Source organism: Pseudomonas sp. MWU13-2862 (genome assembly GCF_023242495.1).
GTDB classification, from domain to species: Bacteria; Pseudomonadota; Gammaproteobacteria; order Pseudomonadales; family Pseudomonadaceae; genus Aquipseudomonas; species Aquipseudomonas gingeri_D.
Window position 1 is genome coordinate 1 of record NZ_JALMEZ010000016.1, and the last position, 26,592, is coordinate 26,592.

At 62.3% G+C, this 26,592-nt stretch carries 22 protein-coding genes; 4 read left to right on the forward strand and 18 right to left on the reverse strand.

All coding sequences use genetic code 11. The features are described from left to right. Positions 1–14: 14 nt before the first annotated feature. The 14 genes from yccS to M5C56_RS25565 all read right to left on the reverse strand — a co-directional run bounded on the left by yccS (position 15) and on the right by M5C56_RS25565 (position 19,344). Positions 15–2,207, reverse strand: coding sequence for a YccS family putative transporter (gene yccS, locus M5C56_RS25500; protein WP_103498139.1), 2,193 nt, complete (start codon positions 2,205–2,207; stop codon positions 15–17). Positions 2,208–2,324: 117 nt separating this feature from the next. Then, the gene (locus M5C56_RS25505; RefSeq protein WP_103498138.1) at positions 2,325–3,503 is read right to left on the reverse strand and encodes an NAD(P)/FAD-dependent oxidoreductase; all 1,179 of its coding nucleotides are present in this window, start codon (positions 3,501–3,503) and stop codon (positions 2,325–2,327) included. 252 nt (positions 3,504–3,755) lie between these two features. Beyond that, the gene (dbpA, locus tag M5C56_RS25510) at positions 3,756–5,093 is read right to left on the reverse strand and encodes an ATP-dependent RNA helicase DbpA (RefSeq protein ID WP_247263367.1); all 1,338 of its coding nucleotides are present in this window, start codon (positions 5,091–5,093) and stop codon (positions 3,756–3,758) included. Positions 5,094–5,449: 356 nt separating this feature from the next. After that, positions 5,450–6,880 carry a multidrug transporter subunit MdtD gene (mdtD, locus tag M5C56_RS25515; protein WP_103498136.1) on the reverse strand — a complete coding sequence of 477 codons (1,431 nt, stop codon included), beginning with the start codon at positions 6,878–6,880 and terminating at the stop codon, positions 5,450–5,452. Between the two features lie 204 nt (positions 6,881–7,084). Continuing rightward, positions 7,085–7,918, reverse strand: coding sequence for an alpha/beta hydrolase (locus M5C56_RS25520; protein ID WP_103498135.1), 834 nt, complete (start codon positions 7,916–7,918; stop codon positions 7,085–7,087). Between the two features lie 333 nt (positions 7,919–8,251). Beyond that, positions 8,252–9,589: a metallopeptidase TldD-related protein gene (locus tag M5C56_RS25525; RefSeq protein ID WP_103498134.1), complete on the reverse strand. Its 1,338-nt coding sequence runs from the start codon at positions 9,587–9,589 to the stop codon at positions 8,252–8,254. Then, a complete protein-coding gene (locus M5C56_RS25530; RefSeq protein WP_103498133.1) occupies positions 9,589–11,031 on the reverse strand; it encodes a TldD/PmbA family protein in 1,443 nt (480 codons plus the stop codon). Before M5C56_RS25530 ends, M5C56_RS25525 begins: the two co-directional genes overlap by 1 nt. Positions 11,032–11,176: 145 nt before the next feature. Beyond that, positions 11,177–11,872 (reverse strand): RraA family protein, encoded by a 696-nt coding sequence (locus tag M5C56_RS25535; protein ID WP_103498132.1) that lies wholly within the window; start codon positions 11,870–11,872, stop codon positions 11,177–11,179. A gap of 268 nt (positions 11,873–12,140) precedes the next feature. Beyond that, a complete protein-coding gene (betA, locus tag M5C56_RS25540) occupies positions 12,141–13,844 on the reverse strand; it encodes a choline dehydrogenase (RefSeq protein ID WP_103498131.1) in 1,704 nt (567 codons plus the stop codon). Positions 13,845–13,920: 76 nt separating this feature from the next. Then, positions 13,921–15,393, reverse strand: a complete 1,473-nt coding sequence (betB, locus tag M5C56_RS25545) for a betaine-aldehyde dehydrogenase (protein ID WP_247263366.1) — start codon at positions 15,391–15,393, stop codon at positions 13,921–13,923. 108 nt (positions 15,394–15,501) lie between these two features. Then, entirely contained in the window at positions 15,502–16,095 is a 594-nt protein-coding gene (gene betI / locus M5C56_RS25550; RefSeq protein WP_103498303.1) for a transcriptional regulator BetI, read from the reverse strand. A gap of 211 nt (positions 16,096–16,306) precedes the next feature. Beyond that, on the reverse strand, positions 16,307–17,485 hold the full coding sequence (gene choV, locus M5C56_RS25555; protein ID WP_103498302.1) for a choline ABC transporter ATP-binding protein: 1,179 nt from the start codon (positions 17,483–17,485) through the stop codon (positions 16,307–16,309). Then, entirely contained in the window at positions 17,482–18,327 is an 846-nt protein-coding gene (gene choW, locus M5C56_RS25560) for a choline ABC transporter permease subunit (protein ID WP_103498304.1), read from the reverse strand. Before choW ends, choV begins: the two co-directional genes overlap by 4 nt. A gap of 69 nt (positions 18,328–18,396) precedes the next feature. Then, positions 18,397–19,344 (reverse strand): choline ABC transporter substrate-binding protein, encoded by a 948-nt coding sequence (locus M5C56_RS25565; RefSeq protein WP_103498301.1) that lies wholly within the window; start codon positions 19,342–19,344, stop codon positions 18,397–18,399. 442 nt (positions 19,345–19,786) lie between these two features. Here M5C56_RS25565 and M5C56_RS25570 point away from each other — a divergent pair, with 442 nt between their 5' ends. Further along, positions 19,787–21,166: an L-serine ammonia-lyase gene (locus M5C56_RS25570; protein ID WP_100942537.1), complete on the forward strand. Its 1,380-nt coding sequence runs from the start codon at positions 19,787–19,789 to the stop codon at positions 21,164–21,166. Positions 21,167–21,744: 578 nt separating this feature from the next. Beyond that, entirely contained in the window at positions 21,745–22,848 is a 1,104-nt protein-coding gene (locus M5C56_RS25575) for a GlxA family transcriptional regulator (RefSeq protein WP_103499851.1), read from the forward strand. 184 nt (positions 22,849–23,032) lie between these two features. On the opposite strand, the gene M5C56_RS25580 is transcribed toward M5C56_RS25575, so the two are convergent. Next, entirely contained in the window at positions 23,033–23,293 is a 261-nt protein-coding gene (locus tag M5C56_RS25580; RefSeq protein WP_103499517.1) for a hypothetical protein, read from the reverse strand. Between the two features lie 348 nt (positions 23,294–23,641). Here M5C56_RS25580 and M5C56_RS25585 point away from each other — a divergent pair, with 348 nt between their 5' ends. Beyond that, positions 23,642–23,866, forward strand: a complete 225-nt coding sequence (locus tag M5C56_RS25585) for a TraY domain-containing protein (RefSeq protein WP_103499516.1) — start codon at positions 23,642–23,644, stop codon at positions 23,864–23,866. Continuing rightward, on the forward strand, positions 23,850–24,122 hold the full coding sequence (locus tag M5C56_RS25590; RefSeq protein WP_103499515.1) for a type II toxin-antitoxin system RelE/ParE family toxin: 273 nt from the start codon (positions 23,850–23,852) through the stop codon (positions 24,120–24,122). Before M5C56_RS25585 ends, M5C56_RS25590 begins: the two co-directional genes overlap by 17 nt. A gap of 219 nt (positions 24,123–24,341) precedes the next feature. Here the strand turns inward: M5C56_RS25590 and M5C56_RS25595 are convergent, their stop codons facing one another. The 3 genes from M5C56_RS25595 to M5C56_RS25605 all read right to left on the reverse strand — a co-directional run bounded on the left by M5C56_RS25595 (position 24,342) and on the right by M5C56_RS25605 (position 26,439). After that, complete coding sequence (locus tag M5C56_RS25595) at positions 24,342–24,602, reverse strand: hypothetical protein (protein ID WP_103499514.1); 261 nt, start codon at positions 24,600–24,602, stop codon at positions 24,342–24,344. Positions 24,603–24,774: 172 nt separating this feature from the next. Continuing rightward, a complete protein-coding gene (locus M5C56_RS25600; RefSeq protein WP_103495251.1) occupies positions 24,775–25,938 on the reverse strand; it encodes a gamma-butyrobetaine dioxygenase in 1,164 nt (387 codons plus the stop codon). A gap of 24 nt (positions 25,939–25,962) precedes the next feature. Then, on the reverse strand, positions 25,963–26,439 hold the full coding sequence (locus M5C56_RS25605; RefSeq protein WP_103495252.1) for a thioesterase family protein: 477 nt from the start codon (positions 26,437–26,439) through the stop codon (positions 25,963–25,965). Positions 26,440–26,592 lie beyond the last annotated feature (153 nt).

Sequence of the window (26,592 nt, forward strand, 5' to 3'; positions counted from 1 at the left end):
GGGGGCGTGGTGTTTCAGGATTCTGCGTTTTCTTCCGGATCCTTGATCAGGTGCGCCGCCAAGGTACGCAACGGTCCTAGCTGGCGGCAGATCAACGCCAACTGGGTCTGCACCAGCCGTTGGATCTCGTCGATCTCGTCCGGCATCTGCTCCAACTCATTGGCCAGGGCTTCCTCGGCATCGCTTTGAATGGCGATGGGGGTCTTGTTCGCCAGGCCCGTGGCGACTTCTTCGATGCTTGCCGCCAGCGTCGCGCCGACACCCTCGAGCAGATGATCACGCACCGCTTCCGGTAACTGGTTGTCGCGGTGCGCGCCGAGTCCCGACAGGTAGCTGAGCAAGGTATGCGAGAGCACCAGGAAGCGGAACCCCACGTCGGCTTCCTTACGGAAGTGCCCCGGCTCCATCAACATGTTCGCCAGGGTGGTCGACAGCGCCGCATCGGCGTTGTGGGCGTTGCGTCGGGCCAGGCGGTAGGCGAGGTCGTCGCTCTTGCCCTGGGCGTACTGGCGCATGATCTGGCGCAGGTACAGGCTGTTGCAGCTCAGGGTATTGGCCAGCACCTTGTTCAGGCGCCGACCTTGCCAGTCCGGCAGGAACAGGAACACCGCCAGGCCGGCGATCAGCGCACCCAGCAGGGTATCGAGCAGGCGCGGCAGGAACAGGCCGTAGCCGTCGCCCACCTGGTTGAAACAGAACAGCACCGTCAGGGTCATGGCGGCGGTCGCCAGGGTGTAGCGGGTGGTGCGGTTGATAAAGAACACCACCCCGGCGGCGATGGTGAACAAGGCCTGGATCAACGGGCTCGGGAACAGGTCGAACAAGGCCCAGGCGGCGGTCAGGCCGATGGCCGTGCCGAGGATCCGCTGGCCCAGTTTGCGCCGGGTGGCGCCATAGCTCGGCTGGCAGACGAACAGGGTGGTGAGGATGATCCAGTAGCCCTGGGACGGGTGCACCAGGTGCACCATGCCGTAGCCGATGCTCAGCGCCAGCGGCAGGCGCAGGGCGTGGCGGAACAGCAGCGAAGTCGGGGTCAGTTGGGTGCGCAGGCGCGTCCAGACATCCTTGAAATTACGCGGTGAACGGTCCAGCAGGCTGCTGTCGGTGGCGTCGGCCAGGCTATCGGGGTTGCTGGCGTCGCTCAACAGACGGTCGAGGGTGCCGAGGTTGGCCGCCAGGGCCCGCAGCGAACGCAGCAGGCCGCGCCAGGCCGGGTTGCTCTGGATGCGCAGGTGTTCCAGGGAGGCGTGCAGGTCGCCCAGGGCTTCGGCGAAGCTGGCGTCGTAGACGAACGGCTGGCGCAGTTGGATCGACACCGCCAGGGCCTGGCAGGCCTTGCCTTGCTCGCGTAGCAGGCGTTGGCAGCGGAACAGCACGTCGCTGTGAAAGAACGCCTCGGCCAGGGCGTTGTACGGGTAGTGCGAGGAACTGGCGCGCTCGTGGATATCCTGGGCGAGGAAGTACAGCTTCAGGTAGCGGCTGACCTTCGACCCCGGCCGACCATTGCCGACCCGGTGCAGGATGATTTCCTTGGCGCTGTTCAGCGCCGCCACCACCTTGCCGTTCTGCTGGGCCAGCTCCAGGCGCCGGGCCTCGACGTCCAGTTGGCGGATCGGTTCGAACAGCGAGGACTTGAGCTTGAGGTAGTAACCCAGTTCGCGGAACAGTCTGGCCAGGCTCTGTTGCACCGGCTGGTTGGAGAACATCGCCTGCCAGAGCACCGAGAGCACGCCGTACCAGGCCGCGCCGGTCACCAGCAGCATCGGCTCGTGCCAGAGGTTGGCGACTTCGCCGCCGCGCTGGTCGACGCCGATCATGGTGTAGACCGAGAGGATCAGGGTTGCCGAGGCTATCGCGCCATAACGTTCGCCCAGGGCGCCGAGCATGGTCAGGGCAAAGGCCGCCAGGGCCATGGCACAGACGAAGACCAGGGGATAGGGAAACAGCAACTCGACCGAGAACGCCGCGACACTGAAGCACACCAGCGTCACCGCCAGGGCGTTGAGGCGGCCTTGCCAACTGTCGTCGGTCTCGGCCAGGGCGCTGGCGATGACCCCGAGGAACAACGGGATCAGGAGCTTCATCTCGTTCTGGAACCAGCACAGGGTCATGATGCCGGTCAGGGCGATAAACACCCGAACGCTATAGCTGAATTTGTCCAGCGCCCAGAGACGGCGCAGGGACTGGTTGAACGAGGTGGATGCCATGAAGGTGAGAGAGCCTGCCAAGCGATTGATCTGAATGATGGGTAGACGGGCGGCATTACAATGGCGCCACATCGTCTACAGCAAAATTTGTTCCGTGATCAGCGATTGTCCCAAGGATCAGGCGAATTGCGCCGCCGCATAGCCCGAGGCCCAGGCCCACTGGAAATTGAAGCCGCCCAGGTGGCCGCTGACGTCCAGCACTTCACCGATAAAATACAACCCCGGGCTTTTCAGCGATTCCATGGTTTTCGACGACACTTCCCGGGTGTCGACACCGCCCAGGGTCACTTCGGCGGTGCGATAACCTTCGGTGCCGGCCGGGACCAGTCGCCAGTCGCCGAGCTTCTGCGCGACCTCGGCCAACTCCGCCGGGGTGTACTGCTTCATCGGCTTGGAGACGAACCAGTGTTCGGCCAGCAGGTTGGCCATTTTCTTGGTGAACAACTCGCCCAGCAGGGTTTTCAGCTCGCTGTTGGGCCGTTCGGCCTGTTGCTGTTGCAGCCAGTCCAGCGCGTCGTGGTCCGGCAGCAGGTTGATATGCAACGTATCGCCAGGATTCCAGAACGAGGAAATCTGCAGGATCGCCGGGCCGCTGAGGCCGCGGTGGGTAAACAGGATATTTTCCCGGAAGCTCTGCTCGTTGCAGCTCACCAGGCAATCCACCGAGGTCCCGGACAGCTCGGTGCAGAGGGCCTTGAGTTGATCGGTAATGGTGAACGGCACCAGCCCGGCGCGGGTCGGTAACACCTGGTGGCCGAACTGTTTGGCCACCTGATAACCGAAGCCGGTGGCGCCCAGGGTCGGGATCGACAGGCCGCCGGTGGCGATCACCAGGGATTGGCAGGTGATCTGGCCAAGGGTGGTTTGCAGCAGGTAGCCGCTTTCCAGCTTTTCGATGTGCTGGATGGCGGTGTCCAGGTGCAGGCTGACGCCGGCTTGGTCGCACTCGTCGAGGAGCATGCCGAGGATGTCGCTGGACTTGTTGTCGCAGAACAGCTGGCCGAGTTTTTTCTCGTGATAGGGCACGCCGTGCTTGGCCACCATCGCGATGAAATCCCACTGGGTGTAGCGGGCCAGGGCCGACTTGCAGAAGTGCGGGTTCTGCGAGAGGAAATTGCCGGGTTCGCTGTACATATTGGTGAAATTGCAGCGACCACCGCCGGACATCAGGATTTTCTTGCCGGCCTTGTTGGCGTGGTCGATCAGCATCACCTGGCGCCCGCGGGCGGCGGCGGTAAAGGCGCACATCAAGCCGGCGGCACCGGCGCCGATGATCACAACTTCAGTAACGGGCACAACGATGTCCTCGGAAGGCGATTAGGATAATGCGGTCTTGAAAACACTGCGGATAGGGTAACGTGATCTTGAAAACACCACGAAACCTTGTAGGAGCAGGGCTTGCCCGCGAAGGGGCCGGTGTGGGCTATCCGAAAGATCAGGTTGATAATACTGACGTCTTCGCGGGCAAGCCCTGCTCCTACAGGTTTCCGCTGTTTGCACGAGCAAGGCCAGCCGATCCATGGTGGGGACCGAGCTGGCCCTTGATATTCAGAGAATCCGCACGCGCAACGAGCGGCCCTTGATCTTGCCGTCGTTCAGGCGCTGCAAGGCCTGCTTGGCGACACCGCGCTCCACCGCCACATAGGCCTGGAAGTCGAAAATCGCGATCTTGCCGACCTGGGCACCGGGAATCCCGGCGTCGCCGGTCAGGGCACCGAGGATGTCGCCCGGACGGACCTTGTCCTTGCGCCCGGCAGCGATGCACAGGGTGCTCATGGCCGGCAGCAGCGGGCTGCCGCCCTGGGATTTGAGGTTGTCGAGCTGGTCCCAGTTCAACGGCGACTTCTGCACTTCCTCGATGGCCCGCGCGCGCAGGCTTTCGGACGGCGCCACCAGGCTGATCGCCAGGCCGGTCTCGCCCGCCCGACCGGTACGGCCGACGCGGTGGATATGCATCTCCGAATCACGGGCCAGCTCGACGTTGATCACCATGTCCAGGGCATCGATATCCAGGCCACGGGCCGCCACATCGGTGGCCACCAGCACCGAGATACTGCGGTTGGCGAACATCGCCAGGACCTGGTCGCGGTCACGCTGTTCCAGGTCACCGTGCAGGGCCACGGCGGACACGCCCTTGGCGGTCAGGTGGTCGACGGTTTCCTGGACCTGCTGCTTGGTGAAGCAGAACGCCACGCAGGACTCAGGCCGGAAATGGTTGAGCACCTTGACCACGGCTTCCATGCGCTCTTCCGGGGAAATCTCGTAGAAGCGCTGCTCGATCTGGCTGTCGGCATGCATCGCCTCGGCCTTGACCTGCTGCGGGTTGCGCATGAACTTGGAGGCCAGCTGCTTGATGCTCACCGGATAGGTGGCGGAGAACAGCAGGGTCTGCCGACGTTCCGGGAGCTGCGCAATGATTTCCTCGATGGCGTCGTAGAAACCCATGTCGAGCATGCGATCGGCTTCGTCGAGGACCAGGGTGTTGAGGCCGTGCAGGACCAGCGAGCCCTTGCGCAGGTGCTGCTGGATACGCCCCGGGGTGCCGACGATGATGTGGGTGCCGTGTTCCAGGGAGGCGATCTGCGGTCCGAGGGACACGCCGCCGCAGAGGGTCAGCACCTTGATATTGTCTTCGGCGCGGGCCAGGCGACGGATTTCCTTGGCGACCTGGTCGGCCAGCTCGCGGGTGGGGCAGATCACCAGCGCCTGGCAACCGAAGAAGCGCGGGTTGATCGGGTTCAGCAGGCCGATGCCGAAGGCCGCGGTCTTGCCGCTGCCGGTCTTGGCCTGGGCGATCAGGTCCATGCCCTTGAGGATCACCGGCAAGCTTTGCGCCTGGATCGGCGTCATCTGGGCATAACCGAGGGAGTCGAGGTTAGCCAGCATGGCGGCGGACAGTGGCAAAGAGTTAAACGCGGTGGCGATGGTGGTCACGGGACTGGCCTGCAAAACAAAATGTCGCGCAGTGTATCAGTCCCGACTGGCGGCGCTGCAAATTCTGGACGAAAAGTAGCCAAATACTGGTAGTGCAGGCTGATTGTTGTGGGAGGCGCTGCTTTGGGGCAATGGCTTGAACCTGTTGTGTGGCTGCTGGCCTCTTCGCGGGCAAGCTCCGCTCCCACACTGAGATCGGAGCCAGGCGCAAGTGTTGCAGGCACCGCGCAACTTGTGGGAACGGAGCTTGTCGGATCGCCGCACCGCCGCGAAGAGGCCCCTGAGCGCACCCAATAAATCCCAGGCACCTAGTGCTCGATATGCTGCTCCTGAACCACCCTGGCCCGCCGCCCGTCCTGGGGTGAAAGCTGCAGGAAAATCGTCGCCGCCAGCATCGCCATGATGCCCACGGTGAGGAAGGTCAGTTGGAAGGCGCCGAGCACCGTCTCCACGCCATCGTTGCCGACCGCGGCGGTAAAGCCACCGAGCAGGGCACCGGCGCACGCCACCCCGAGGCTCAGGGACAATTGCGCCACCACCGACAGCAGGCTGTTGCCGCTGCTGGCGGACTTGTCGTCAAGATCGATCAGGGTCACGGTGTTCATCGCCGTGAACTGCAGCGAGTTGATCGCCCCGGCAATCGCCAGCATGGCCAGCAACAAGGGGTAAGGCGTCTGCTCGGTGACCAGGCCCATGACCGCGAGCATGATGCCCAGGGCCAGGGTGTTGCCGGTGAGCACGATGCGATAACCCAGGCGCTCGATCAGCGGCCGGGCGATCGACTTGGCGAACATCGCCGCCGCCGCCAGGGGTAGCATGCTCATCCCGGCCTGGGACGGCGAGTAACCCAGGGCCACTTGCAGCAGCAACGGCACCAGGAACGGCAGGGCGCCGCTGCCCAGGCGGGCGAACAGATTGCCGAGGATGCCCACGGCAAAGGTCCGGGTCTTGAACAAGGACGGCGCGAACAAGGGATTATCGATATGCCCGGCCCGCAGCCAATACGCCGCCAGGCAGGCGAGGCCGGCGAACAGCAGCAACATCACCCGCAGGTGCGGCAGTTGCAGCTCGCCCAGGCCCTCCATGGCGATGGTGATCAGCAGCATCGCCGCGCCGAACAACAGGAAGCCGATGCCGTCGAAGCGCGTGCGCTCGCTGCCGCGCAGGTCCGGGATGAACTTCCACACCGCGTAGCAGCCGAGCAGGCCCACCGGCAGGTTGATCAAAAAAATCCAGTGCCAGGTCAGGTACTGCACCATCCAGCCGCCCATGGTCGGGCCGATCAACGGGCCGAGCAGGCCGGGGATGGTGATGAAGCCCATGATCCGCACCAGCTCCGAACGCGGGTAGGCCCGCAGCACCACCAGCCGGCCGACCGGTAGCATCAGCGAACCGCCGAGGCCCTGGATGATCCGGGCGCCCACCAGCATGTTCAGCGAGCTCGACAGGGCGCAGAGCAGGGAGCCGATACTGAACAGCAGGATTGCGCCGAAGAAGATGCGTTTGGTGCCGAAGCGGTCGGAAACCCATCCCGAGGCTGGGATCAGCAGGGCCACGGTGAGCATGTAGGCGATCACCACGCCCTGCATGCGCAGGGGGTTTTCCGCCAGGTCGAGGGCCATGGCGGGCAGTGCGGTGTTGAGGATGGTCCCGTCGAGGGACTGCATGAAGAAGGCAATGGCTACCACCCACGGTAGCCAGCGAGCGGTCGTTACGTCGAGTGGGGCACGATCAGGCATGGGCGGCTCTGTTTGTTAGCTGGCTACGTAGTTGCAGTATGCCTGATCGGTCAGGAACGGTGTAGGCGTGTGCTCGTTGCCGGAGATCTTGAACACACCCGCCACCTGCAGGAGCCGGCTTGCTGGCGATGAACGATGACGCGGTGTGCCTGATGGACCGCGTCGCCTGGATCGCCAGCAAGCTGGCTCCTACAGGACGCGATGCTATCCGTGCGACAGCAGAAATCCCAGCAAAGCCTGATGCACCGCGTTGGCGGCCTGGCGCGATTCCAGGTCGAGCAGGTGGCCGGTGTCTTCGGCGACGGAGAAACTGCTGCGGGGGATATATTCCTGGAACACCCGCGCACCTGCGGCCGGGGTGTAGATGTCCTTGGCGCCATTGATGAAATGCACCGGGCTCTGGATCGCGGACAAGGCCCGCAGGTAATTACCGTCGCCAAGCTGCAGCACCTGGTCGATATGAAAGCGCGCCTGGTGGTATTCGGTGCTGGGCATCGAGGACAGGTGCTGGTGGTTGGTGGCCTTGAGGCGTGGTGGCAGGAAGTGGCCGACGGTGTCGTTGAGCAGGTGGCCGATGGCGGATTTGTCGTCCACCGCGATCAGTTCGTGGACGCGCTGCACATACGCCCGCATCGGTGGATTCAGGTCGGGCGCCAGGGCCATCACCACCGAGCTTTCGATGGTCGGCGGGTGCCGGGTGAGGGCCAGCAGGGTGGAAATGCCGCCCCACGAGGCGGACACCAGGTGATTGACCTCGAAGCGCTGCACCAGGGCCAGGAGGATCTCCACCTCGTCGTCCTTGGTCACCAACCCCGGATCGGGATTGTAGGGTTGTGAGCGCCCGGCAAAGGGCAGGTCGAACAGCACCACGTTGAAGTGTTCGGCCAGGCACTTGCCGGTACGGGTGAAAGAGCTGGTGGTGGCCAGGGCACCGTTGACCAGCAGGACCGTCTTGCGCCGGGGATCGTCGCCGATACGTTCGACATGGATGTTGAAGTGCCGGTACAGGTTGTTGATGACAAAGCTTCCATGATTCATATCAAGCTCCAGCAAAGCACTTTCGGGGGATGAAAGAGGTGCGGCGTTGAGTAAGGAAATCGCGGGTCGAGTCTGGTTTCTCTGGGTGTTGCCGTATGAGGGTGGCGTTTTGATAGTGTGAAAAAAACAGAGGGATATATAGCGCGCCGGGCGGCGTCAGGGCAACTGACTGAACGGATAGGTATGCGGGTGTTTCGGTCAGAGATCTTGTGACCGCCGCGGACCTGTAGGAGCAGGGCTTGCCCGCGAATAGGCCCTTGAGAGCGCTAAAAGCTTCGCGGGCAAGCCCTGCTCCTACAGGTTTTGCGGTGTCCGTGAGAGCGGACTCCAGGTTTACAGGGTCAGGGTCAACTTGCTGATCAACGCCCCCGGCAGCAGGTTCGACGCGGTCTGTCGCTGGTCGTAGGTGCTCGCCGACAGCAGCAGCTCGCGTTCCTGGGTCAGGGCTTCCAACTGGCTGCCCAACAGGCTGTAGACACTGTCATCGAAGCGCATGGTGCTGACCGGCGCCTGGATCTCGCCGTTCTCCACCCAGAAGGTGGCGAAGCGGGTCATGCCGGTCATCCGCGCCGCCGGTTGGTCCGAGTAGTTCAGGTACCACAGGTTACTGATATACAAGCCGGTGCCCAGTCGCTTGAGAATATCGGCCTGGGCCAGTTGCCCGGCGCGCATCTGCAAGGCACCGGGATACTCGCCGCCGCTGGCACCGTTGGTGGTCAGCCCGTACTCGGCGGCACTGCGGGAGTTGATCAACTGCTGGTCCGCCGCGCCCGCGGCCACCAACGACACGTCGCCACGCGGATAGCCTTCGTTGGAAAACGCCGGGCTCAACGAACCGCTGATCTGCTCGCTGAGCCAGACGCTGGGACTGAAGCTGGCCTCGCCCGCGTAAAGCTTCTGCAGCGGGCTGTGCTTGCTGCCGATGGCCTGGGCCGAGAAGCCGCCCCAACTAAGCATGCCCATGACTTCTTCCAGCGCCGCCGGTGCCAGGTAGGCGCGATACTCGCCCGGCGCCAGGGTGCGCAACGGTCGGCCGAGAAACTCGAGTTGCTCACGGGCCTGCTGGAAGCGCCGGGCAAAGCCGTCGCTGTTCCAGTCATGGCCGGCGTAGCTGGCTTTCACCGCCTGGCCGTTTTCGTGGAACAGGCTCCAGTCGAAGTTGAAACTATTGGCCTGGTGCCAGCCAAAGGCCCCGTCGGAACTGGCAAAGCCCCGGCTGATGGGACCGGCGGCGTAGAACCCGACCAGGTCCAGGCCGACCGAGGCGCGGCTGATTTCCTCCAGTACTCGCGCCGTCTCCGGCAACGGATGGCTTTGCACGTTCTGGCTTTGCCAGGCGTTGTGGTTGAGCAGCAGGTACGGGTCCGCCGGCAACAGCGGGAGGATTTCGCGCAGTTGTTGCAGGCCGTCCGCCAGGCGCTGACGGTCCGGCTCAGGTTCGCCGGAGAGGGTGATCTGCAAGTCGGCGTGGCGACCGTCGTCGATCAGCTTGAAGCTCAAGCTGGCCTGTTGCACCTGCCCGGCCTGGCGCACCCGGCCCTGATTGAAACGGATAAAGTCCGACGACTCGGCGGCATAACCCAGGGTGAAACGTTCCGTGGCGTGCAGTTGTTTCTGCAAACCCTCGACCAGCGCGCGGAAGTGTTCGACCTGACTCAGTGAAGTACTCATCAGGCATCTCCTCCAAACACATCGACATTGCTGAAGACACAGGCGGGCGAGGCATGCCCGACGCGGATCACCTGGTTGGGCTCGCCCTTGCCGCAATTCGGCGTGCCCAAGACCTGGAAGGTCTCGGCGTTGCCGACGGCGCTGAGATTGCGCCAGAACTGTGCGGAAATTGCCCGGTAGTTGGGATTTTTCACCACGCCCTTGAGCTCGCCATTTTCTATCAGTTGGCCCCATTCGCAGCCGAACTGGAATTTGTTGCGGGCATCGTCGATGGACCAGGAACGGTTGGTGGACATCAGGATGCCTTTCTCGATACCGCCGACCAGTTGGGCGAAGGACTGGTCGCCCGGTTCGATATTGAGGTTGGCCATGCGGTCGATGGGCGCGCGGTTCCAGCTGCAGGCGCGGCTGTTGGCGACGCCGTCGAGGCCGGAGCGGAACTGTGACAGCGCGCCGCCCAATGGGCGCAGCAGGCGGCCTTCGCGAATCAGGAACTCCTTGTGGGCCGGGGTGCCGTCGTCGTCATGGCCGTAGCTGGCCAGTTGCTGCGCGATGGTCGGATCGAAGGTCACGTTGAGCAGCGCCGAGCCATATTGCAGGCTGCCGAAGTCGCTGGCCTTGACGAAACTGGTGCCGGCGTAATTGCGCTCGTCGCCGAGGATACGGTCCAGTTCCAGCGGGTGGCCGATGGATTCGTGGATCTGCAGGATCATCTGGTCCGGGGTCAGCAGCAGGTCGCGCGGGCCTTGCGGGGTGTTGGGCGCCAGCAGCAATTGCAGGGCCTGGTCGGCGACCCGGGTGCCGGCGCCGATCAGTCCGGAGCGGCCGATGACATCGGCGCTGCCTTGCTGGCCGAAGTTTTCCCGGCCCAGGGTACGGGTCTGGCTGTCCGCGCCGTCGTAGGCGGTGACGCTCAGGCCCGGGTAGACGAAGCGCAGGGCCTGGCGCAGTTCGGCGCCGGCGTTGTTGAGGTAGATCTGTTCGACCTGGGTCAGGCCGAGGCTGACTTCCCAGTTGACCAGCCGCTCATCCTTGGGCACGGCGGCGGATTCGGCGCCGAGCAGGGCGTAGCAGTCGCTCAGTGACGGGAAGGGCTGGTCGAGCTGGGGCGAGCGGTAATCGGCGCGGTCGCTGGACACGGCCTGTTGGCGCAGGTCGAGCAGGGCGTGGGGGGCCATCAAGCGGGCGTAGTTTTCGGCACGTTCGAGGGCGCTTTGCAGGCCGGCCTGGGACAGGTCGTTGGTCGCGGCATAGGCTTCGACGCCGTTGACGCGGACGGTCAGCATCGCGCCTTCGTCGAGGCGCAGGCTTGGGGGTTCCGCGACGTTCTTGCGCACCGACAGGTATTGGCCGGATTCGCGCACGTAACGCAGCGAGAAGAATTCAGCGCCCGTGCGCAAGCCGGCGAACCGTTGCTTGAGCTGGGGGTGGAAGTCGAACATGGGGAACCTCCTTGTGCGGGGTGTTCGGGAGGGCCTCTTCGCGGGCAAGCCCTGCTCCTACAGGGTAGTGTCGTACACAAGTGCCGTGAACGACGAAAAACTGTAGGAGCAGGGCTTGCCCGCGAAGCTCTTGAGGCTGTTGACCTTAGAGCGGGCAGCCCTTGGCGCGCAGGATCGCGTCGAAGCGGTCCGGGTCCAGGGTGCCGGCTTCAATCGCCGCCAGTGTAGCTTTTTCCCGCGCCAGCAGGTCGTGGCAGCGGATCAGCAGTTCCGGCAGTTCGGAGCGGGCCGCGGCGACAACGCCGTCACCGTCGCCGATCATCAGGTCGCCCGGGGTCACCAGCATGCCGGCACAGGAAATCGGTACGTTGATCTCGCCACCGCCGTCGGTGCTCGGGCCACGGTGCACGCCGCCGATGGCGTAGGCCGGCAGTTCGCCGGTCTGCCATTCGTCGAGGTCGCGCAGGGCGCCGTTGATCACCACGCCGACGATACCGGCCTTGAGGGCCATGGCGCGCATGATGCCGCCGAACACGGCGCGGGTCAGGTCGGCGCTGCCGTCGATCACCAGCACATCGCCCGGACGGGCCATCTGCATGGCCTTGAGGATCATCAGGTTGTCGCCCGGACGCACGCGTACGGTCAGGGCATTGCCGAGCATCGGGGTGTTGCCGTGGAACGGTCGCAGGCCCAGTCCACCGACGTTACGACCGAGGCAGTCGCTGACCGCGGCGGCCGGGATCTTGCTGAATTCCGTCAGCCACTTGGGGTCCATGGGCTCGGGGTTGGGATTGATCAGGTAGCCGGTGGGCCATTTGCTCGAAGATACGACATCAAACATGGGAAAGCCTCGTGGCCAGCAATGTGGCGGCGTGTCGAATTGGGGCGGGGGTGAAACGTTTGCGCGCCATTAGATTAGGCCTGCGCGGTGGGTAGGAGCAAGGGTAGGGCGGTGTGGGGATTGTTTACGTTGTGTGGTGGGAGATTGATGTTACCTGAACTGACGCATTCGCGGGCAAGCCCTGCTCCTACAAGGTGGTGGCGTACACAAATTCTGTGAACGACAAAAAACTGTAGGAGCAGGGCTTGCCCGCGAAGCTTTTCAGGGATTACTGCGCAGTGCGGCTCACTTCACGCAGCGGCTTGCCACGCACCGGCGCCTCACCCGCCACATAGTAGTCGGCCTTGCTGCGCGGCAGTGGCTGGCGGCCACGGATCTTGTCGGCGATTTTCTCGGCGATCATGATCGTCGGCGCGTTCAGGTTGCCGGTGGTGATGATCGGCATGATCGACGCGTCGACCACCCGCAGGCCCTGCATGCCATGCACGCGACCCTGGCTGTCGACCACTGCCATCTCGTCGGTGCCCATCTTGCACGAGCAGGACGGGTGGAAGGCGGTCTCGGCGTGCTCGCGGACAAACTGGTCCAGTTGCTCGTCGGTCTGCACCTCGATCCCCGGGCTGATTTCACGCCCACGGTAAATATCCAAAGCCGGCTGTTGCATGATTTCCCGGGTCAGGCGGATGCCGTCGCGGAATTCCTGCCAGTCCTGCTCGGTGGCCATGTAGTTGAACAGGATGCTCGGGTGCTGGCGCGGGTCCTTGGACTTGGCCTGCACCCGACCGCGGCTCGGCGAACGCATGGAACCCATGTGCGCCTGGAAGCCGTGTTCTTTCACGCCGTTGCTGCCGTTGTAGTTAATCGCCACCGGCAGGAAGTGGTACTGGATATTCGGCCACTCGAATTCCGGGCGGGTGCGAATGAAACCGCCGGCTTCGAACTGGTTGCTGGCGCCGATGCCGGTGCCGTTGAACAGCCATTCGGCACCGATGGCCAGCTGGTTCCACCACAGCAGCGATGGGTACAGCGAGACCGGCTGGGTGCAGGCGTATTGCAGGTACAGCTCCAGGTGGTCCTGGAGGTTTTCACCGACGCCCGGCAGGTCGTGGACCAGCGGGATATCCAGGCTTTGCAGGAGCTTGGCCGGGCCGACGCCGGAGCGCTGGAGGATCTGCGGCGAGGCGATGGCGCCGCTGCACAGCAGAACTTCCTTGCGGGCGCGGACTTCGACCGGTTCTTCGGCCGAACCCAGCAGGTAACGCACGCCGACCGCACGCTTGTCTTCGAACAGAATCTTGTCGGTCAGGGCGTGGGTGACGATGGTCAGGGTCGAGCGCTGCTTGGCCGTGTCCAGGTAACCACGGGCGGTGCTGGCGCGACGGCCCTTGGGCGTGACGGTGCGGTCCATCGGACCGAAACCTTCCTGCTGGTAGCCGTTGAGGTCGACGGTACGCGGGTAACCGGCCTGCACGCCGGCTTCGACCATGGCGTGGAACAGCGGGTTGTTGCCGGCCTTGGGCGTGGTCACGCTGACCGGGCCTTCGCCGCCGTGATAGTCGTTTGGACCGATGTCACGGGTTTCGGCCTTGCGGAAATACGGCAGGCAGTCGAGGTAGGCCCAGTCTTCCAGGCCGGGCAGCTTGGCCCAACCGTCGTAGTCCAGGGCGTTGCCACGGATGTAGCACATGCCGTTGATCAGCGAGGAGCCGCCGAGGCCCTTGCCGCGACCGCATTCCATCCGGCGACCGTCCATATGCGGTTCCGGATCGGTTTCGTAGGCCCAGTTGTAGCGCCGGCCTTGCAGCGGGAAGGCCAGGGCGGCGGGCATCTGGGTGCGAAAGTCGAAGCGGTAGTCGGGACCGCCCGCTTCGAGCAGCAGGACCGTGACGCCAGCGTCTTCGGTCAGGCGGGCGGCCAGGGTGTTACCGGCGGAGCCGGCACCGATGATGATGTAATCGAATTCTTGGGACATGAAATGCAGCCCTCGTTGAAGTGGGTCGGGGCGGGGCGTCTCAAGACGGCCTCACGGGCAATACAAGACTCGGGTCTTAGAACACCGAGGCGTAGTCACCCAACTCGACCTGTACCGATTTGATCCGGGTGAAGTTGTTCAGCGAGCTGATGCCGTTTTCACGGCCGACACCCGACTGCTTGTAGCCGCCGACCGGCATCTTGGCGTCGGACTCGCCCCAGGCGTTGATCCAGCAGATACCGGCTTCCAGTTGATGAATCACGCGGTGGGCGCGGTTCAGGTCGCGGGTCACCACACCGGCGGCCAGGCCGAAGTCGGTGTCGTTGGCGCGGCGGATCACTTCTTCTTCGGTTTCGTAGCTGAGGATGCTCATCACCGGGCCAAAGATTTCTTCGCGGACGATGGTCATGTCATCGCTGCAATCGGTGAACACGGTCGGCGCGACAAAGGCGCCCTTGGCGAACTCACCGGCGCTCAGGCGTTCGCCGCCGCACAGCAGGCGCGCGCCTTCTTCCTTGCCCTTGGCGATGTAGCCCAGCACGCTTTCCATATGGGCGAAGCTGACCAGCGGGCCGAAGTTGGTGTTCTCGTCTTCCGGGTTACCGACGCGAATCCGCGCCACACGCTCGACGATCTTGGCTTCGAACGCAGCTTTCAGATGGCTCGGCACAAACACGCGGGTGCCGTTGGTGCAGACCTGGCCGGAGCTGTAGAAGTTGGCCATCATCGCGGTGTCGGCGGCGCGATCGAGGTCAGCGTCGTCGAAAATGATCAGCGGCGACTTGCCGCCCAGTTCCATGGTCACGTCCTTGAGCGACGAGCTGGAAGCGCTGGCCATGACTTTCTTGCCGGTGTCGGTGCCGCCGGTGAAGGAGACTTTTTCGATGCGCGGGTGCTCGGTCAGCCAGGTGCCGACTTCACGGCCGCTGCCGGTCAGTACGTTGAACACGCCGTCCGGTACGCCGGCCGCGGTGTAGATCTCGGCCAGTTTCAGGGTGGTCAGCGAAGTGACTTCACTTGGCTTGAAGATCATCGCGTTACCGGCGGCCAGGGCCGGGGCGGATTTCCACAGGGCGATCTGGATCGGGTAGTTCCATGCACCGATACCTGCCACCACGCCCAGCGGCTCGCGACGGGTGTAGACGAACGAGGTGGTGCGCAGCGGAATCTGCTCGCCTTCGATGGCGGGCACCAGGCCTGCGTAGTACTCCAGCACATCGGCACCGGTGACGATGTCGACGTAACGGGTTTCCGAGTAAGCCTTGCCGGTGTCGAGGGTTTCCAGGGCGGCCAGTTCGTCGTTGCGCTCACGGAGGATGTCGACGGCGCGACGCAGGATGCGCGAACGTTCCATGGCGGTCATCGCGGCCCAGATTTTCTGGCCCTTCTCGGCACTGACCACGGCCCGCTCGACGTCTGACTGGGTCGCGCGTTGCACTTTGGCGAGAACTTCACCGTTAGCCGGGTTGATGGCATCGAAAGTGGCATCGCCGCTGGCGTCGGAGTAACCGCCGTCGATGTAGAGTTTTTGCAGTTCGAAACGGGCCATAGTGTCCTCGCAAGTGCATAAGTGGTTGGCGTTAACCGCCAGGTACGCCAGTAAGGTTCTGGCAACACCGGTCGGCAGTCGTTCAGGGGCCGAGCGTTTCCCGGTGCTCTAGCGCTCCTGCTTAGCCAGTTGGAAATCCATGTATTCGTAAGCGATCCGTTGCGCCTGTGCGGTGTCGAAAGCGTCTCCCGACAACGCGCCGCGCAACCACAAACCGTCGATCAGCGCGGCCAGCCCGCGTGCGGCGCTGCGGGCTGCGGGCAGCGGCAGGACGCGGCGGAACTGGCAACACAGGTTCGAATACAGACGGTGATCGTTGATCCGCTGCAACCTGTGCAAAGACGGGTGGTGCATGCTGGTGGCCCAGAAGGCCAACCAGGTTTTCATGGCCGGGCCATTGACCTGGCTGGCATCGAAGTTGCCTTCGATAATCACCTGCAGATGGGCCTGCGGGCTGTCGTCTGTCAGTGCCAGGCGACGCGCGGCGACGTTCTCGATCAGGACATTCATCAGGTAGCGCATCGTGGCGGCGATCAGGCCATTCTTGTCCTGAAAATAGTGGCTGATGATGCCATTCGAAACCCCGGCCAAGCGGGCGATCAGCGCAATGCTGGCATCCGCCATCCCGACCTGGTCGACCGCCGTCAACGTCGCGGCGATCAATTGCTGACGGCGTATGGGTTGCATACCGACCTTGGGCATCGTGCACCTCTCCTCAGACCTGTTGGTAGCCAGGAAGCGGCTACCGGCATGGGGACCAGTCTATTTTGTTTTGATTGAACGTTCAATTAACAAAAAACCGAGGTTACGACAAATCACCGTTATCCGGTGGCTCTTCCCCTGCGGTCAGCGGTAAAACGACATTCCGAAAACAAAGACGCCGCGATGCGCTCGCGGCGTTTTTGCATCGGTCTCAACCGAGGTTCTTGCCCAACAGTGCGTGATACAGCTCGCTGTCGCCGAGAATCCCCACCACCTTGTTGTTGTCGTGCAGCACCAGCTTGTGGCCGGTCTGGTAGCGGATCTGCAAGGCATCGCGCATACCGATGTTCGAATCCACCAGGGTCGGCGTACGCCCCAGGCCTTCCACCGCTTGCCCCTGCACCCAGCTTTGCAGGTTCAGGACGGCGCCGTTCTGGCGGGCACCCTTGACGGTGTTGCCTTCGGCCAGGTCGATCCACGAATCGCCGCCCGGGTCGAGGCACACCGAACCGTTGACCCGCTTGCAGTTGTCCAGGGTGCGCATCAGGCTGCGCCCGCACAGCACATTGAGCGGATTGGTGTGGGCGACGAAGGTGCGCACATATTCGTCCGCCGGGTTGAGCACGATGTCTTCCGGCTTGCTGTACTGGATGATCCGGCCGTCTTTCATGATGGCGATACGGCTGCCCAGCTTCAGGGCTTCATCCAGGTCGTGGCTGACGAACACGATGGTCTTGTGCAGCTTGCGTTGCAGGTCGAGCAGTTCGTCCTGCAAGCCTTGGCGGATCAGCGGGTCGAGGGCCGAAAAGGGTTCGTCCATCAACAGAATGTCGGCGTCCATCGCCAGGGCGCGGGCCAGGCCCACGCGTTGTTGCATACCGCCGGACAGTTCGTCGGGCTTCTTGTTGCGCCATTGTTCCAGACCGACCAGTTGCAGCTTCTCGTCCACCAGTTGGCGGCGTTCCTTTTCAGGACGACCCTGCATCTCGAGGCCGAAGCTGATGTTCTCGCGCACCGTCAGCCAGGGCATCAGGGCGAACTTCTGGAACACCATGGCGATGCGCTTGGTGCGCATCATCTTCAGTTCCGCGTCGGTGCAGTTGGCGATGTCGATCTGTCGACCTTCATGTTCGACGAACAAGTGGCCACGGCTGACCGTGTTCAAGCCGTTGATGCAGCGCAGCAGGCTGGACTTGCCGGAACCGGACAGCCCCATCAGCACGCAGATCTCGCCTTTCTCGATTTCCAGGCTGGCGTTTTCCACACCGACGATCTGGCCGGTCTTTTTCAGGATCTCTTCACGCTTGAGGCCTTTGTCCAGCAACGCGAGGGCCTCTCGCGGATTCTTGGAGAAGATGACGTCTACCTTGTCGAAGCGAATGATGCTCATGCGTCACCCCTTACCTGTGCGTCGGGTTGTTTGCAGATACGGTCGAGCATGATTGCCAGCAATACGATCGCCAGGCCGGCTTCGAAGCCGAGGGCGATATCAGCGGTGTTCAGTGCGTTGACCACGGGTTTGCCCAAGCCATCGGCACCCACCAGCGCGGCGATCACCACCATCGACAATGACAGCATGATGCACTGGGTGACACCGGCGGCGATGCTCGGCATGGCGTGGGGCAGTTCAATCCGTGAGAGCAGTTGACGACGCGAGCAGCCGAAGGCCTTGCCGGCGTCCATCAGTTCTTGCGGTACATCCTGGATACCCAGGTAGGTCAGGCGGATGGGCGCGGCAATCGCGAACACCACCGTGGAAATCAGACCGGGGACGACACCCAGACCGAACAGGGTCAGGGTTGGAATGAGGTACACGAAGGTCGGTACGGTCTGCATCAGGTCGAGGACCGGACGCATCAGGGTGTAGAACATCGGCTTGTGCGCGGCAACGATGCCCAGCGGCACGCCGATCACCACGCAGACCAGGGTGGCGAACATCACCTGGGCCAGGGTTTCCATGGTTTCCTGCCAGTATCCCAGGTTGAGGATCAGCAGGAAGGAGGCGATCACGAAGGCGGTCAGCCCCCATTTGCGCTGGATCAGGTGGGCGATCGCCGCGATCAGCGCGATCAATGCCAGCGGATTGAACCAGGCCAGCGCGAAGGTCACGCCGTGGATCATCGCTTCCAGCGTCGAGGCGATGAAATCGAAGTAGTTGGCACCGTGCTTCGTCAACCATTCGACGAACGCCGCGATGTACTGGCCCAGGGGGATTTTATGTTCAGTCAGCATGGTATTGAACGTCCACATGCGGGGAAATAAATGCCAGTCCAGGCGGGCGAACCCGCCCGGACGTGGCGGTTATTGCGCGAGCTTGGCTTTCACGGCTTCCAGGCCTGGTTTACCGTCAATGGTGGTCACGCCCGCCAGCCAGGTGGTCAACACCTGTGGGTTCTTCTTCAGCCACGCCTTGGCAGCGGCTTCAGGCTTCATCTTGTCGTCGAGGATGTTGCCCATCAGCGAGCTTTCCATGTCGACGGTGAACTCGAGGTTCTTCAGCAGTTGGCCGACGTTGCTGCATTCCTGGGTGTAGCCCTTGCGGGTGTTGGTCAGGACGGTCGCGGCGCCGAAGTCAGGGCCGAAGTACTCATCACCACCGGTGAGGTATTCGATCTTGAAGCGCTTGTTCATCGGGTGCGGCGCCCAGCCCAGGAAGACCACGGCGGTGTCGCGTTTCTGCGCACGGTCGACCTGCGAGAGCATGCCGGCTTCGCTGGACTCGACGACTTTGAAGCCGGCGTCTTTCAGGCCGAAGGCGTTCTTGTCGATCATGCTCTGGATCAGGCGGTTGCCGTCGTTGCCCGGCTCGATGCCGTAGATCTTGCCGTCCAGTTCCTTCTTGAACTTGGCGATATCGGCGAAGTCATGCAGGCCCTTGTCGTACAGCGCTTGAGGGACGGCGAGGGTGTACTTGGCGCCCTTGAGGTTGGTGCGCACGGTTTCCACGGTGCCGGCATCACGGTAGGCCTTGATGTCGTTTTCCATGGTCGGCATCCAGTTGCCGAGGAACACGTCCATGTTCTTGCCGTCGGCCAGGGACTTGTAGGTCACCGGCACGGAAATCATCGTGGTCTTGGTTTTGTAGCCCAGGGCGTCGAGTACCACGCTGGTGGTGGCGGTGGTGGCGGTGATGTCCGTCCAACCGACATCCGAGAAGTTAACGGTACTGCACTGTGCTGGCTCTGCGGCTTGGGCCAGCATCGGCAGACTCAGCATGGCGGCCAACAACAACGACGGGGAACCTTTCATGGGGTGGACTCCTGGATGTTTATTTTTGGCAGTGGTCCGACTGGACGATCGCGCTTAGTTATTTTGTGTTGCGGTTGTAGGCGCTGAGGACGGCTCTACCCCGGTGCCTTGCAATCGAGTCGAGACTGATCATGTACCAGCCTAAATCTGTCGCCTACAGGGTGCGTCGTATCCAGTACAGGGAGGGTCGCTTCCAGTGTCGGTGAGGTCGTTTACAGCTTTTTTCCGGCCTTTTTTCCCCTCTGCGCCGCAAAAAAACGCCGAAAATTACCTGTGCGCGGACGCTGGCGTTGCTGGGCATGGGTGCGTCGGTGTGAGACGTCGTGTGGGCTTTCAAAAGGCTGATGATGCTTTATCCCGGCGGATTGCGATGCTTGAGCGTAGCAGCTTCGCCACCGGACGCTCAGGCGTCTGGAACAGGCACTCAGAGGACTTCGCAACAATGGCAATCAGCGTGTTTGACCTGTTCAAGATCGGCATCGGCCCTTCCAGCTCCCATACCGTGGGGCCTATGCGCGCTGCGGCGTTGTTCGTCCAGGGGCTGCGTGAGCGGGGGGAGCTTGCGCAGGTGACGCGGGTTGAAGTGCAGCTTTACGGTTCGCTGTCGGCCACCGGCATCGGTCATGGCAGCGACAACGCGGTGATCATGGGCCTGATGGGCGAATGGCCGGATGCGATCGATCCGTCGCAGATCGGCCTGCGCATCGCCACCTTGCGTGAAACCGACACCTTGCTGCTGGATAACCGCCTGGCGATTCCGTTTGTCTGGGCGCGGGACATGCGCCTGATCGACGAGAACCTGGCCTTCCACCCCAATGCCATGACCCTGGTCGCTTTCGGCGAAGAAGGTAAAGAACTGCATCGCGATACCTACTACTCGGTGGGCGGCGGTTTTGTCGTCGACCAGGCCCAGGCGGAAAGCGGCGTGGCGGACATGGACCGCACGGTGCTGCCGTATGATTTTTCCAGCGCGGTGGAATTGCTCGAGTTGTGTCAGCGACATGGCCTGAGCGTTGCCGAGCTGATGCTGGCCAATGAAAAGGTCTGGCGGGGTGAGGACGAGATTCGCAGCGGCCTGATGAAACTCTGGCGGGCGATGCAGGATTGCGTCGAGCAGGGCCTCAAGCACGAAGGCATCCTGCCTGGCGGTTTGAATGTGCGCCGGCGCGCGGCCAAGTTGCACCGCAGCCTGCAGGAACTGAACAAGCCCAATGTGATCGGCTCGACCTTGAGTGCGATGGAGTGGGTGAACCTGTTCGCCCTGGCGGTCAACGAAGAGAACGCGGCGGGCGGGCGCATGGTCACGGCGCCGACCAATGGCGCGGCGGGTATTATCCCGGCGGTACTGCATTACTTCATGAAGTTCAGCGAGGTGGTGACCGACGCCAATGTCGTCGACTATTTCCTCGCGGCGGCGGCGGTGGGCATCCTGTGCAAGAAGAACGCCTCGATCTCGGGGGCCGAGGTCGGCTGCCAGGGCGAAGTGGGTTCGGCTTGCGCCATGGCGGCGGCGGGCTTGGCGCAGGTGCTCGGGGCGACGCCGGAGCAGTTGTGCAACGCGGCGGAAATCGGTCTGGAACACAATCTGGGGCTGACTTGCGATCCTGTCGGCGGGTTGGTGCAGGTGCCGTGCATCGAGCGTAATGCGATTGCGGCGGTAAAAGCGATCAATGCGGCGCAGATGGCCTTGCGTGGTGATGGTCAGCACTTTATTTCCCTGGACCGGGTGATCCGCACCATGCGCGATACCGGGGCCGATATGCATGACAAATATAAAGAGACTTCGCGGGGCGGGTTGGCGGTTAGTGCCGTGGAGTGCTGATCCAGAGGATGTAGTGATTGTGCCGGCCCTTTCGCGGCGGTGCGGCGATCCGACAAGCCCTGCTCCTACAAGGTGGTGGCGTACACAAGTTCTGTGAACGATGAAAAACTGTAGGAGCAGGGCTTGCCCGCGAAAGCATCAGACCAGGCAACACAGAATAAAACCTGTGCAAAAATCGCTCATTCACTCCAGGCCACGCCACCTTTTGGCGCGTCGCAAACAGGTAACTGATAGGCCTTCGCAACACCCGCTTTTCACCCTGTTACCGCCGGTCGACCGTGCTTGTGGTGACACTCCTTCCCGGCGCCGCTCAGCGCCCGGAACACAAGTGCTACCGAAGTGCTCAAGCCCCTTGAGCCTGGCGCTTACAGACCTTTCCCACGCCTTATAACCCGCACTCGTGGCAAGGGCTATATAGACACACCGCGACGTCGTTTTCAGGAGTTATTGAATACCCATTCAACTTTCGGCATGGCAATTGCTCTGTCATTGCAAAGCCCCTCTCCGCGAGAGATCGAGGGCCATAACAAGAGCCTCCGCCTGAGGCCATCACCCGCTTTGTGTGAGGAGATATCGCGATGACGTCGTTCCAGCCCGGGGCTCAACCCCAGAACCGTGCGCCTCAATCCATCGGCTTCCTGCTGCTGGACAATTTCACGCTCATTTCCCTGGCTTCCGCCGTAGAACCCCTACGGATGGCCAACCAATTGTCCGGCCGCGAGCTGTATCGCTGGACGACCCTGAGCGTCGACGGCGGACAGGTCTGGGCCAGCGACGGCCTGCAGATCACCCCTGATGCCTCCATGCACAAAGCGCCCGCCATGGACACCGTGATTGTCTGCGGCGGCATTGGCATTCAACGTACTGTCACCCGTGAGCATGTGTCCTGGTTGCAGAGCCAGGCGCGTCAGTCGCGTCGCCTCGGCGCCGTGTGCACCGGCAGTTGGGCCCTGGCCTGCGCCGGGTTGCTCGACGGTTTCGATTGCAGCGTGCACTGGGAATGTCTGGCTTCGATGCAGGAAGCCTTCCCGCGGGTGGCCATGAGCACTCGTCTGTTCACCCTCGACCGTAACCGCTTCACCAGCTCCGGCGGCACCGCGCCGCTGGACATGATGTTGCACCTGATCAGCCGTGACCATGGCCGTGAGCTGTCGGCGGCGATTTCGGAGATGTTTGTCTACGAGCGCATCCGTAATGAACAGGATCACCAGCGTGTGCCGCTCAAGCACATGCTCGGCACCAATCAGCCGAAGCTGCAGGAAATCGTCGCGCTGATGGAAGCCAACCTGGAAGAGCCGATCGACCTGGACGAACTGGCGGTGTATGTCGCCGTGTCCCGTCGACAGCTGGAGCGGTTGTTCCAGAAGTACCTGCATTGTTCGCCGTCGCGCTACTACCTGAAGCTGCGGCTGATCCGGGCGCGGCAATTGCTCAAGCAGACGCCGATGTCGATTATCGAAGTGGCGTCGGTGTGCGGGTTTGTGTCGACGCCGCACTTCTCCAAGTGCTACCGCGAGTACTTCGGTATTCCGCCGCGTGACGAGCGTGTGGGTTCCAATACTACGCAGCAGGTGGCGATGATGCCGATTCCTCAGGCGTTGGTATTGGCGCCGTTGTCCGGGCCGATGTCGGCGTTGAGCCAGGCGCGTAATGAGTCGACGTTTGCCAGCGTGAGGCTCTAAGCCCGGGTCGCCTTCATTCGCGGGCAAGCCCTGCTCCTACAGTTTCGCGGCGTGCGCAGCATTGGCGCACGACGCAGGATTGTAGGAGCAGGGCTTGCCCGCGAAGAGGCCTTCAAGATCGCTGAAAGTTTTGCGAACGATGCAGAAAATCAGCTTGCGGCAGAAAGCTTACAGGGCGGGTCTGTCAGGGCCGCGTCTGCTGATACCGCGCCAACGCCGGCAACAACTGCTTGTCTATCGCCTGGCGCACGGCCGGCAGAATCGTCGCGCTGCTGGTGTACATATCCTTGACCATCTTGCGCAGCTCATAGGCCCGGGCGTCGTCCAGGCCGCGTACCGCACATTCGCAGGCCTGCTCGGCGGTGGCACCGCTCGGCACTTGCAGGCCGAGGGATTTGAGCTGGCCCAACAGGTCTTCCTGGTCAATCAAATCCGCGTACATCATGGCGCTGGTCCTTGTTCCGATGTGATCGTGCTTCGATTCTGGTAGCCCTGCGCGGTGTCGGCAAGAGCCGATTGCCCGAGTGGCTCTGATACCTATGAACAGGTCGTTTTCGGCTAACTCGCGGCCAGGGCAAGCGAGCACACTGGGTACCAGTAGACCTGTCGACGGTTTGGTCACCCTCGGCGCGGGTCTCTGCGGACACACTCTCTCACCCCGATCCTGTCACGGCTTGATCGGGGTTTTTTTTGCCTTGAAAGGTCAGTCTGCTTCCGATGAAAGGCAGCCGCTGTTGGCTGGTGAACTGTTAAGCTATACGTGTATAGCAATTCTTATGAGGGAGTACACAACATGCTCGCCATCCGTCTGCCCGTGGAGATCGAGAGCCGTCTGCAAGCTTTGGCGACCGCGACCGGTCGCACCAAGACATTTTATGCCCGAGAAGCGATCCTCGAACACCTTGATCATCTTGAGGATATCTACCTGGCCGAGCAACGCTTGGCGGATGTTCGGTCTGGCCGAAGTCAAACCGTAACTCTGGAAGAGTTGGAGCGGCAGTATGGCGTGGAAGATTGAGTTTGAATCTTCTGCGGCCAAAGAGCTGAGCAAACTCGACCCACAGACGGCACAGCGAATTCTGAAATTTCTCAGAGGGCGCGTGGCGGATCTTGAGGATCCTCGCAGTATTGGCGAGGCCTTGAAGGGTTCCAAGTTGGGAGATTTCTGGAAGTACCGTGTCGGCGACTACCGCATCATCTCGGAGATCCAGGACCAAGTGGTTTGTATCCTGGTCGTGAGGATCTGTAATCGACGTGACGTCTACAAACATTGAAACATTTTCTCAAACATCCCGGCTCGTACTTGCTTGTACATGGCCGTGTAACGTCTCTATAGTCCCTCCAGTCATTGCCAATTAAATGACTGGACGTCGCGGTCCATTCACGGAGCCATCCAATCACCCTCGCATTGAAGGTGGTTTGTTACCCTTGAAATGGAGCCCTTAATGACGAACTTCCTTGCATTTCAATTCAACACCACCGATATTCCCGTCTTATTCTTCAATCCTGATGCACCCCTGCGCGACCTTTGCGCATTCGCCAGTCGCCGGCTGCGTGGCGCCCGCGATCTTTAGCGAACCTTGACCTGTGCCACGATCAACAATCTGGATGAGCAGGATTTCCGGCACGTGCTGGAGGTGATGTACGCGTTGCTCGATGATGGTTGCGAGGTGCTGGAAGTGGTGGAGCAGCGGGTGATGAAACAGGCAGATCGGGTTCAATAGGTAGACCGCGTTATCGTTCTTCGCGGGCAAGCCCTGCTCCTACAGTCCGGTGTCGTGCGCCAATGCTGCGCACGCCGCGAAACTGTAGGAGCAGGGCTTGCCCGCGAAAGGGCCCTTGAGATCGCCAAAAGCTTCGCTGGCAAGCCAGGCTCCTACAGATCGCAACAGGCCTGGGAACGCGATTTTTCAGTTCATCCTGGACTCAGCGCTGCAACACCAATATCCGCGACAACAATTCATCCCTATCGATATAGCAGCCTTGGAAATGCCGGGCCCCGGTGCCCGGGTCGAAGGCATTGCGGGCGTGCAGGGTGCGGCGGTTGTCGAAGCACCACAGTTCACCCGGGTTGAGCCGCCGCATGATCCGGAAGCGCGCTTCACGGGTCATGGCAATAAAGCGCCGATAGGCTGCGTACAGCACCGGCATCTGTTCTACCGAGGCCTCGAACGGGCCCCGCAGGAAGTTGGCCATGCGGATCTCGCTGACCTGCCCCCTGCTGTCCAGCGCAATGACCGGCGCCAGGCAGCGGTAGTCGCTGTGCCGGTCCTTGTTGCGAAACTCCACCGGGATTTCGCTCAGGGCGCGGAACGCCGCCGGGTCTTCCCGGCGCAGCGCGTCGGCAATGGCAAAGCCATCGACGAAAATGCTCTCGCCACCCTCGGCATCATTCACCAGGCAATGCAGGAATTGCAGGCCCGGTTGCAGCTCGCGGGTCGGCAGGTCGCTGTGCAACGGCAAGTTGAAGGCGGTGTAGGCGTTGCTGTCGGCGTCGGCCTTGGATTGCACGTTGAACAGCACGCCGAAATTGGTCTGGCGGATAAACGAGATCAGCTTGGCCACCTCGGTCAGTGAACCAGGCTCGGTCGGTACGCCACGCACCTGGGTCAGGCCGGTGTCGCGCAAGGCCAATAGCCAGTGCAGCAGGGTTTTCGGGTCCTCCTTGAGGGCGGCGAACTCGAATACCGGCAACTCCAGGCTGCTGCTCCACAGCCGGCTTTTCGGCTTGCCGGCCTGGCGCTCGACCCGCGACTCGTCGTCATAGGCGTGCGCCCGCAGCCAGCCCGGGTCGAAGCGGCTGGCGTGACCGTCCTGCCAGTCGATGCACAGGCAGCCAGTGTTGTCGATGCGGATGGCGGCCGGGGCCAGGCCTTCGGGGATATCGACGATTTCCAGGACCTGTTCGCGGGTCACCGTGTACACGCACTGTGGACACGGGCAGTTGTCCCGCAGCCACAGGTGATGGTACGGACTGATACGCCCGTCCGCCCAATACACCTCGATGCGATCCGGCAGCGGATGCGCGGCGGTCAGGGTACTGATCAGCGGGTAACTGCGGAAATCGGCAAACGCGGCGGCGGTATTCACGGTGAGCTCCTTTTCGAGGGATTCTTATTTTTTCGCAGGCAATCCAATCACGCGGCCAATGTATTCCGGGGGCGGCAGGTCGCTCTGGCCTTCGATGATGGCTTGCAGTTTTTCCAGCACGGCGTCGGTGAAGGGGGCCGAGCGCGGGCCGGCCAGATCGACGTGCAGCAGCATCTGTTCGTTGCCGGCCAGTTCCTTGTCGCCGCCCACCAAGTGCAGGCTGTGGTAGAGGTGCAGGCGCTTGGCGTCGTGGCCGATGATCTGGGTGCGTACTTCGACCTGGGCGCCGAGTTTGACTTCGTGCAGGTAGTTGAGGTGCAGTTCGAGGGTGAACAACGAGCTGCCGGTGGCTTCGCGGTTATCGCTGTCCATGCCCAGGCGCAGCATCAGGGCGTCGGTGGCGTAGCTGAAGATCAGCAGGTAGAAGGCATCGCGCAGATGGCCGTTGTAGTCGACCCAGTCGGGGATGACTTCGGTGGTGTAGGTGGTGAGGGTGGGCATGGTGGGTGTCCGAAGAGGTGAACAGATCACGAATGAGGGGTGTCTGTCAGGCCGTCTTCGCGGGCAAGCCCTGCTCCTACAGTCCAGCGTCGAATGATTTTTTGCGTACGACACAAAACTGTAGGAGCAGGGCTTGCCCGCGAAAGGGCCCGC